Genomic DNA, 1378 nt, shown 5'->3' with positions numbered 1-1378 from the left:
ATTTGAAAGAAAGAAGATTAAAATAAATTAAATATAAATACATAACAATGCCCGAAGATAATATTAAACAAATTGATTTTGAAGAAATCAATAAAACCGCAATTTCTCAACCCCTAGTTTCACACATATATACTGCTGATCCATCGGCTCACGTATTTGATGGTAAAATATATATTTATCCGTCGCACGATATTGATGCTGAAATTCCTTTTAATGATAATGGTGACCATTTTGGAATGGAAGATTATCATGTTCTTTCGATGGATAATGTTGATGCAGTTACTGTTGATAATGGTGTTGCGCTACACGTAAAAGATGTACTTTGGGCTGAACGTCAAATGTGGGCTCCCGATGCTGCTCATAAAAACGGCAATTACTATTTGTATTTCCCTGCCAAACGTGCCAATGATATTTTCCAAATTGGTGTTGCAATAAGTGACTCTCCAACTGGCCCATTTACTCCTGAACCAGAAGCTATTAAAGGAAGTTATACTATTGATCCAGCCATTTATGAAGATGAAGACGGCAAATATTATATGTATTTTGGTGGTATTTGGGGTGGTCAACTTCAAAAATATCGAAACAACCAATATTCAGAGGCGAACGAAGAACCACTAGCGAATGAACCGGCTTTAGGTCCAATTGTAGCTTTACTCTCTGACGACATGAAACAACTTGCCGAAGAACCAAAAGAAATTCAAATTCTGGATGAAAATGGAGCTAATTTGTTAGCAGGAGATAATGACCGTAGATTTTTTGAAGCATCATGGGTTCATAAATACAAAGGGAAATACTATTTCTCTTATTCAACTGGTGACACCCATTTGATTTGTTATGCTACCGGGGATTCTCCTTATGGCCCATTTACCTATCAAGGAATAATTTTGGAACCAGTAGTGGGATGGACTTCGCATCATTCTATTTGTGAAGTAGAAGGTAAATGGTATTTATTCTATCATGATTCTAGCTTATCAAAAGGGGTAACACATTTAAGATCTGTTAAGGTAACTGAAATCAAGTACAATGAAGATGGCTCAATTGTTACCATCAATCCGTACAATAATATGAAAATATAATAAGGATATAACTGTTGCTGGTTTTAATATATCACACCTTTTTATAACTTCCTAAAAATAAGTTGCAATTTAATAAACACAAAATTACCAGCTTATTGTGAGCTGGTAATTCTATTTATAAACTATATTTATATTGTTAAAATTAGACACAAAAACCATTTTATTCTTTTTTGAATTGATTAGCTATGAAAATTGTGAGACTCGCAGTACTTTTTTGCTTTGTTTATTGCCTCGGTATCCGGGCACAAATTCAATTTCCAAAGCTGATTTCTGGTAATATCATCTTGCAACGCGGTCGAGGT

1 protein-coding gene is annotated in these 1378 nt (G+C 34.3%); it reads left to right on the top strand.

Features of this window, described 5'->3' with window-relative positions:
* Positions 1–47: 47 nt before the first annotated feature.
* Positions 48–1076 (top strand): glycoside hydrolase family 43 protein, encoded by a 1029-nt coding sequence (locus tag EKL98_RS15980; protein WP_126563148.1) that lies wholly within the window; start codon positions 48–50, stop codon positions 1074–1076.
* Positions 1077–1378 lie beyond the last annotated feature (302 nt).

The sequence above is a fragment of the Flavobacterium bomense genome (assembly GCF_003970355.1).
Note: the sequence above shows the minus strand (reverse complement) of the source record. Positions and strands in the feature narration are given on the sequence as shown.